Origin of the sequence: Neisseria sp. P0009.S008 (assembly GCF_051958615.1) — a bacterium.
Classification (GTDB): Bacteria; Pseudomonadota; Gammaproteobacteria; order Burkholderiales; family Neisseriaceae; genus Neisseria; species Neisseria subflava.
The window spans coordinates 1-7842 of record NZ_JBQCVG010000024.1; the positions used below are offsets into that span (position 1 = coordinate 1).

Consider the following 7842-nt stretch of genomic DNA (forward strand, 5'->3'; position numbering starts at 1 on the left):
ATGTATATTTGCTCATAAAAAAACTGCACCTTGTGAGTTGGAGGGGGGATGTCCAACTTTTGGGGTGCAGTTCAAAGATTCAGACGGCCTTTTGTTTTGGTTTTTATTTGAGGAAGTGTTTAGCTGGACTCAACGCCGATGATGGGCAGACTTGTTGCTAAACAGGCTGGAAAGTGTCCGGCTCTTTTCAGACGGCCTCTACGTCGGCTTGTCGGTGCAATGCCTGATAGCACGGGGTAAGCTGGCGGATGATCAGGTCGAGCTGGTGTTTGAGGACGTGGTCTTGCTGCACTTGTGTGTTTTGCTCAAGCTCGGCAAATTCCTGACGGATTTGGGTCATGGCCGTTTCAAAAGCCTCGGGGTCGGTTTGGGGCATTTGGGTCAGCAACTCGGCGATGTGGTGGGTCAGCTTGGCATAGGGCGCAAAGCCGTCGTTGCCGTCGATTCGGACTTGGTCGCGGTATGCGCCGAGCGCGGAAATGTGGCCGGTCAGCGCATAGCTGGTTTTGAGCAGGGTAAAACCGTCTTGCAGGCGGTCTTGGTATTTTTTCGGGTTACTGCTCATGTCGGACAGGGTGCTGCTGAGGGCGGCGATGCTTTCGTGGGCTTGGCGGCGGGTGAGGCGGTAGTCGAAATCGTCGCGGCTGCCGTTTTGCAACTGGTCGAGGATGGCGTCGAGATAGCGGCCGTTGGCAGTAATGGTTTGGGCGGCGGTGTGGCTGAGGGTGAGGTAACGCCAATCGGGCCAGAGGTAGGTGGCGGCGGCCCATGCGATAACGGAACCGACGATGGTGTCGATGATGCGGATGGGCATGGCGTGGTACACGTCCAAACCGGCAAGCGAGAGGCTGGTCAGGGCTTGGATGGTGATGAAGAAGGTGGAGAAGCTGTATTTGTAGCTTCGGGTCATGAAGAACAGGGTGGTGCTGGCGATAACAATCCAGAGCTTGGTTTCAATAGACGGGGTGAAGTAGGGGACGAGCGAACCGACAATCACGCCGAGAATCGTGCCTGCGATACGTTGGTATACGCGGCTTTTGGTGGCGGTGTAGTTGGGTTGGCAGACGAAAAGGGCGGTCAGCAGAATCCAGTAGCCGAGGTTGAGATGGAGGATTTCGACAATGATGCAGGCCGCGGCCACGACGATGGAGAGGCGGGTGGCATGGCGGAAGACGCCGGAGTCGAAATTGAGCTGGCTGAGGACGGTCTCGCCGATATTGCGGAACTTGGTGTTTTCAAGGGCGGCGATGCGGGTATCGGCGTTGTCGTTTTCGGCAAGGGACGCATCGTTTTGCAGTTGCCGCAGTTGGTAATCGACACTGCTGAGGTTGTCGAGCAGGCGGCGGATATTGTGGAGGTTGGCATTGTCGGCATGGGTCTCGGCAAAATGGCTAAGGGATTGGCGGCAGCCTTCCATGGCGCGGCCGAGGCGTTTGCTGTATGCGTAGGGTTTGTTGTTGCGCAGGGAGGAGGCAACGTTGCGGCACGCCTGGCCTTGCATTTCGAGCAGGCGGCGGATGCGGAAGATAAGGTCGGTATTTTTGAGCTGCTCGGCCATTTCGCTGTAATCGACGTGGGCGGAGCTGATGCGTTCGTGCATGTCTTGCGCGCAGAGGTAGTAGCGCAGCATTTTGGCGGTACGCGGATGGCGGTGTTGGCCGCGCAATCGGTAGAAAAGTGCGCCGCGGCATTGGTTGAAGGCGGTAATCACGCCGGTGTTGCTCATGGCCAAGTCGATTTGGCGGTTGCCCAACCATGCGGCTTCGTCGGGGTCGAAAAAGTCGGCTTTGGCATCGAAGTAGTTGCTGAGTGCATCGTAGGCGTTGGCAACGGTTTCTTGGACGGGGCGGTGGGGCAGGATAATTTGGAAGATCAGGATGTTGACGCTGTATAGGACAGTACCCAGCAGAATCATGACGGGGTTGGTCAGCCAGTAGGTCTCGGGGGTGTGGGTCAGCGTGGTGTAGGTGGCGACGGCAAGCGCACCGAAAGCGAAGGTGCGGTATTTGAGGCCGACGGTGCCGAGGATGGTGAAGCCGAAAGTCATCAGGGTCATGGCCAAGATGAAGGGAACGCCTGTGCCGATGGTGCTTTGGGCAAGCAGTGAGGAGAGGGTAAACAGGGCAACGGTGATGACGATGTTTTTCAGACGGCCTGTGAGGCGGTTGTCCAAATCGACCAAACCGCCGGCAATAATGCCGAGCACGAAGGGCATAACCAGTTTGGGCGTGTCGAAGTGCCAAACGAGGGTGGCGGCGATGAATACGCTGGCGAAGACGGGCAGGGAGGCAATGATCAGAGGTTTGAGCGGCGGAGTTTTCATGATGTTGTTTATTATTCGTTATGAGGTGAATGATTGGATTTTAACAGGATTTTCAGTCGATTTCAGAATGCTTTAAATGAGATAAGGCCGTCTGAACGGATACGGGGAAATACTTGATTTCATTTCCACTCCCGTTCAGACGGCCTTTTTTGGCTTGCGCTATTAGGTCATCAGGTTGAGGTCGCTGATGCGGTCGTAGAGGCGTTCGGTATTGTTGCCCTCGTCGTGCATTTGAATGCGCAGGCGTAAATCGTTGGCGGATACCGCTTGGCGCAGGGCTTCGCTGAGTTCGATTTGGCCTTGTGCGTAGAGGTTGAAGAGGTTTTGGTCGAATGTCTGCATGCCGTTGCTGCCGGAGCGTGCCATCAAGTCGCGGATTTCCAGCAATTCGCCTTGGAAAATCAAGTCCTGCATGGCCGGAGTGTTGAGCAGGAGGTCGGTAACGGCCGTACGTTGGCGGTTTTTCTTGATGGTGAGGCGTTGGCCGATAATGCCGACGAGGTTTAACGCCAAATCTATCAAAACCTGTTGGCGGCGGTCTTCCGGATAGAAGTTGATGATGCGCTCGATGGTTTGGGAAGCCGTGTTGGCATGGATGGTGAAAACGCACAGATGGCCGGTTTGAGCCAGTTGGAGGGCGTATTTCATGCTTTCTTCGCTGCGGACTTCGCCGATACAGACGACATCGGGCGCTTGACGCATGGCGCTTTGAACGGCGATTTTCCAGTTGTCGGTATCGATGCCGATTTCGCGCTGGGTGAAGATGCTGCGGCAAGGTTTGTAGATAAACTCGATGGGGTCTTCGATGGTAACGATATGGCCGGGCAGCTTTTGGTTGCGGTAGTTGAGCATGGAGGCCATGGTGGTGGATTTACCCGAACCGTTCGGGCCGGCGAGGATCAGCAGGCCGCGCGGTGCGAGTGCAAGCTCTTGGAGCTTTTCGGGTAAACCGAGGGTCTTCATTTCGGGAATGTCTTGGCTGACGCGGCGCAATACCATGCCGACGCGGCCTTGCTCGTGGTAGGCGTTGACGCGGTAGCGCGTGTTGCTGCGCGATTGGACGGAATAGTTGATTTCCCAGTCACGATTGAAGGCTTCGAGCTGGTCGGGGTTCATGGTGGATTCGGCGATGGCGGCGGTGTCCGCGCCGGTTAGCGCTTTATGGGGCATGGGCGTGAGGGTGCCGCCGACTTTGATGGCAGGGGGAAAGTCTGCGCTGATGAAGATGTCGGATGCGTTGCGTTTTTCGGCCTCTTCACACATGCGGTCGAGCAGGGGGTGAAGATGCGTGCCGATTTCGGCCGGGGTGGGGATGTGCGGTGCTTGGTTTTTTTGTGAGTAGGCTTGCACCATTTCGCTTAACAGGTCGTGCAGAGGGGCGAGGTCGCTCATGATGATTCTCTTTAAAACGGGTATTCGGTCAGGCTGAAAGGCCGTCTGAAAACGGGATGATGGGGTTCAGACGGCCTGAGTATGGTTTAGAAAACAGAGAGGTTTTCGATGTTTTGCGCCTTGCTGCGTGCCAGCTCGGGGCTGATGGTGCCTTGGCGGACAAGGGTTTGCAGGGCTTGATCGAGGGTTTGCATACCGTGGGCCTGACCGGTTTGGAGGGCGGCGTTGATTTGGGCGATTTTGTTCTCGCGGATGAGGTTGCGCACGGCCGGTGTAGAAATCAGGATCTCGTGTGCGGCGACACGGCCGTTGCCGTCGCGGGTTTTCAGCAGGGTTTGGGAAATGATGGCGCGCAAGGATTCGGACAACATGGAGCGCACGATTTCTTTTTCGCCTGCAGGGAATACGTCGACAATACGGTCGATGGTTTTGGCGGCGCCGGTCGTGTGCAGCGTGCCGAAAACCAAGTGACCGGTTTCGGCGGCGGTCAGGGCGAGGGAGATGGTTTCAGGGTCGCGCATCTCACCGATCAAAATCACGTCTGGGTCTTCGCGCAGGGCGGAACGCAGGGCGTTGGTAAAGCTGTGGGTGTGCTGATGCAGCTCGCGCTGGTTGATGAGCGCCTTTTTGCTTTGGTGGACGAACTCAATCGGGTCTTCGATGGTCAGAATGTGGGCCGGTTGGGTTTCGTTGATGTAGTTGACCATTGCCGCCAGCGTGGTGGATTTACCCGAACCGGTCGGGCCGGTTACCAAGACTAAACCGCGCGGATTTTCGGCAATTTTTTGGAAAATGCGCGGCGCACGCAATTCTTCCAGCGTCAGGACGGTGCTCGGAATGGTACGGAATACGGCGGCCGGGCCGCGTTCGGTCATAAAGGCGTTGACGCGGAAACGGGCAACATTAGGCAGCTCAAATGAGAAATCGACTTCAAAATCCTGTTGATAGAGCTTGCGCTGGTGATCGTTCATGATCGAGGTAATCATGGTACCGACTTCTTCCGAACTCATCTCGGGCAGGTTGATGCGGCGGATGTCGCCGTGTACGCGTATCATAGGGGAAATACCCGAACTCAAATGGAGGTCGGAGGCTTTGTTTTTCACGGCGAACGCGAGTAAGTCGGTAATCTGCATAATGTGGCCTTGTTTTGGTTTAGAATAATAAAATTGCTTTATTTTAAATAGATAAACTCGTTCAACCAAGTAAAATTTTCAAAATGCCGAGTGATGAACGGGTTAAAGGAGAAAACCATGTCGGTATTGCAACAAAACTATCAGGACGTATGCCAGGCGGTTGAACAGGTGGCTGAGGCTGCCGGACGGCCTGCGGATGCGGTAAAACTGGTAGCGGTCAGTAAGACGTTTCCGGCAGACGATATCCGCGAAGTATATGCGGCTGGTCAGCGCGATTTCGGAGAGAATTATATTCAGGAATGGTTTGAAAAAACGGAAACGCTGGCCGATTTGCCGGATATTGTTTGGCACGTTATCGGCGATGTGCAGTCTAATAAAACCAAATTTGTGGCCGAACGCGCACATTGGGTGCATACGATAGGCCGTCTGAAAACGGCGCGGCGCTTGAGCGAACAAAGGCCGTCTGAAATGCCGCCGTTGCAGGTGTGCATTGAAGTGAACATTGCCGCAGAAGAGACAAAACACGGCGTAGCACACGATGAGGCGGTTGCGCTGGCCCTTGAAGTGGCCAAGTTGCCGAATATTAAAGTGCGCGGATTGATGTGTGTGGCCAAGGCCGACAGCAGCGACGATGAATTGCGCAGCCAGTTTCATACCATGCAACGGCTGTTGGCTGAGCTGAACGCGGCAGGCGTTGAAGCAGATGTTTTGTCTATGGGTATGTCCGGAGATATGCCAATCGCGGTAGAATGCGGCGCAACCCATGTCCGCATCGGCAGCGCGATTTTCGGCAAGCGGCATTATCCTCAATAAAAGTAATAGGCCGTCTGAACAGGGTAGACAGCAGTTTCAGACGGCCTGATCGATATCACAAAGGAGTGACATATATATGAATATCTATTTTCTCGGCGGCGGCAATATGGCAACTGCCATTGCAGGTGGTTTGGTCAAACAAGACGGCTATCGTGTCCACATTGTCGAACGCGGCGCCGAAAGACGAGCGCAACTGGAGCAAGAATTGGGCGTAGCCACTTCTGAAAACCTGCCAGAATTGAGTGCGGACGATGTCCTCATTCTTGCCGTCAAACCGCAAGACATGCAGGCAGCCTGTCAAAACATCCGTTTGAATGGCGCGCTGGTGTTGTCCGTAGCGGCAGGTTTGTCCATCGATACCCTCAGCCATTATCTGGGCGGCACACGCCGTATCGTGCGCATCATGCCCAATACGCCGGCCAAAATCGGCTTGGGCGTATCCGGTATGTTTGCTGATGCAAGTGTTTCAGAAGCCGACCGTGCAGCCGCAGACGGCATCATGCGCTCTGTCGGTACAACCGTTTGGTTAAACGAGGAAGAGCAACTCCACAATATTACCGGCATCAGCGGCAGTGGCCCCGCCTATGTTTTCTATCTGTTGGGCGCGCTCCAAAACGCGGCTTTGGCACAAGGTTTCAACGAACAAGACGCACGCGAACTGAGCCTCGCTACATTTAAAGGCGCAGTGGCTTTGGCCGAACAAACCGGCGAAGCATTCGCACAATTACAGCAAAACGTAACTTCCAAAGGCGGCACAACACACGAAGCCATCGAAACCTTCAAAGCCCGTCACGTTGCCGAAGCCATCGAACAGGGCGTAGAAGCCTGCGTTCAACGTTCGCAAGAAATGGCGCAACAATATAAGGCCGTCTGAACATGCGCGGCGACTTGCTCCTATTATTGGCAGACGCTATTGCCATCCTGTGTATCACGCGCTTTTTGCTCCGATACGCAGGATTGGCAGCAGAACACCCCCTGCTTAAATTCAGCATACAGGCAACAGGCTGGCTGACCAAACCTTGGCAAAAAGCATTTCCATCCGGCGAGAAAACCGATTGGTACTGCCTGCCCGCAGGTTTTCTGGTGTACTACCTTGCCTGTACCGCCATTATTTTCATCTCGCCGGCTCTGTCCATCAGCAATAAGCTGATTTTGGCAAACTTCTGGTTTGCCGCACTCCATATGCTGAAAGCCGCGGCCTATACATTACTTATCGGTCTGATTATTAGAATGGTGTCCGGCATACAAGGCCGCTATTCGCCGTTGACTTATGCCATCGAACGAATCCTGCAGCCATTGCTCAAACCGTTTTCCTTCTTACGCGTAGGACGATACGATTTTTCAGGCAGTTTGTTGGCACTCTTATTATGGTTGTGGCTGGCCCGATGGTTTCCCCAACTTATTCAGCAAACCAACCTATGGTTGCTTCAATAGGCCGTCAGAAAACGCAGCAGGTATTAACGACCAAAAATACAACGTCCTAAAAAGCGCTTTAATACATTTAGGTGTAAGGTAGTGCAAAAAAGTGCAAATCGAAATATAAAGAACAAATGAATAGGTAAAACATGATATGATTCGCCCAATTTCCAAAACGGAAATTTAAGAAAACCCAATAAAAGCAAACCCGTAGCATCCAAATCATTAACAACAAACCGAAAGCAGACACCATGGCAAAGCTGACAGAACAAGATATTTTAAACTGGAATGGTCCTGAAGAGGACTACATGAACAGCGACCAATTGGCCTTCTTCCGCGAACTACTGGTTAAAATGCAAGAAGAGCTGATTGAAAATGCAAACACCACTACCGGCCATCTTCAAGAGCACGAATCCGCCCCTGATCCTGCCGACCGAGCTACTCAAGAAGAAGAGTACGCTTTAGAACTGCGCACTCGCGACCGCGAGCGTAAACTTCTCAATAAAGTGCAAGCGACTATCCGCAGCATCGACGAAGGTAATTACGGTTTCTGTGCCGATACCGGCGAACCCATCGGCCTCAAGCGCCTGCTGGCACGTCCGACTGCGACATTGTCCGTAGAAGCGCAAGAGCGACGCGAACGAATGAAAAAACAGTTCGCCGACTAAAATATAGATATAGAAACCTTAAAAGGCCGTCTGAAAGAGCAATTCAGACGGCCTTTGTTTGTATTTTTTTGTATGTATGGATTGTGTAGAAAGTTTG

At 53.6% G+C, this 7842-nt stretch carries 7 protein-coding genes; 4 read left to right on the forward strand and 3 right to left on the reverse strand.

Annotated elements, in window-relative coordinates; all coding sequences use genetic code 11:
• Positions 1 to 187 precede the first annotated feature (187 nt).
• The 3 genes from yccS to ACTHSQ_RS10995 all read right to left on the reverse strand — a co-directional run bounded on the left by yccS (position 188) and on the right by ACTHSQ_RS10995 (position 4848).
• Entirely contained in the window at positions 188 to 2323 is a 2136-nt protein-coding gene (gene yccS, locus ACTHSQ_RS10985) for a YccS family putative transporter (RefSeq protein ID WP_003682868.1), read from the reverse strand.
• Between the two features lie 162 nt (positions 2324 to 2485).
• The gene (locus ACTHSQ_RS10990; protein ID WP_003682885.1) at positions 2486 to 3715 is read right to left on the reverse strand and encodes a PilT/PilU family type 4a pilus ATPase; all 1230 of its coding nucleotides are present in this window, start codon (positions 3713 to 3715) and stop codon (positions 2486 to 2488) included.
• Between the two features lie 86 nt (positions 3716 to 3801).
• On the reverse strand, positions 3802 to 4848 hold the full coding sequence (locus ACTHSQ_RS10995; RefSeq protein WP_440371990.1) for a type IV pilus twitching motility protein PilT: 1047 nt from the start codon (positions 4846 to 4848) through the stop codon (positions 3802 to 3804).
• A 117-nt stretch (positions 4849 to 4965) separates the two neighbouring features.
• Between ACTHSQ_RS10995 and ACTHSQ_RS11000 the strand changes: the two genes are divergently transcribed.
• From ACTHSQ_RS11000 to dksA, 4 genes are all read left to right on the forward strand, one after another.
• Positions 4966 to 5661, forward strand: a complete 696-nt coding sequence (locus ACTHSQ_RS11000) for a YggS family pyridoxal phosphate-dependent enzyme (RefSeq protein ID WP_440371991.1) — start codon at positions 4966 to 4968, stop codon at positions 5659 to 5661.
• 76 nt (positions 5662 to 5737) lie between these two features.
• Positions 5738 to 6535 carry a pyrroline-5-carboxylate reductase gene (proC, locus tag ACTHSQ_RS11005; protein ID WP_440371992.1) on the forward strand — a complete coding sequence of 266 codons (798 nt, stop codon included), beginning with the start codon at positions 5738 to 5740 and terminating at the stop codon, positions 6533 to 6535.
• Between the two features lie 2 nt (positions 6536 to 6537).
• Positions 6538 to 7095: a YggT family protein gene (locus ACTHSQ_RS11010; RefSeq protein ID WP_440371993.1), complete on the forward strand. Its 558-nt coding sequence runs from the start codon at positions 6538 to 6540 to the stop codon at positions 7093 to 7095.
• Positions 7096 to 7328: 233 nt separating this feature from the next.
• Positions 7329 to 7745, forward strand: a complete 417-nt coding sequence (gene dksA / locus ACTHSQ_RS11015; RefSeq protein ID WP_003682872.1) for an RNA polymerase-binding protein DksA — start codon at positions 7329 to 7331, stop codon at positions 7743 to 7745.
• Positions 7746 to 7842 lie beyond the last annotated feature (97 nt).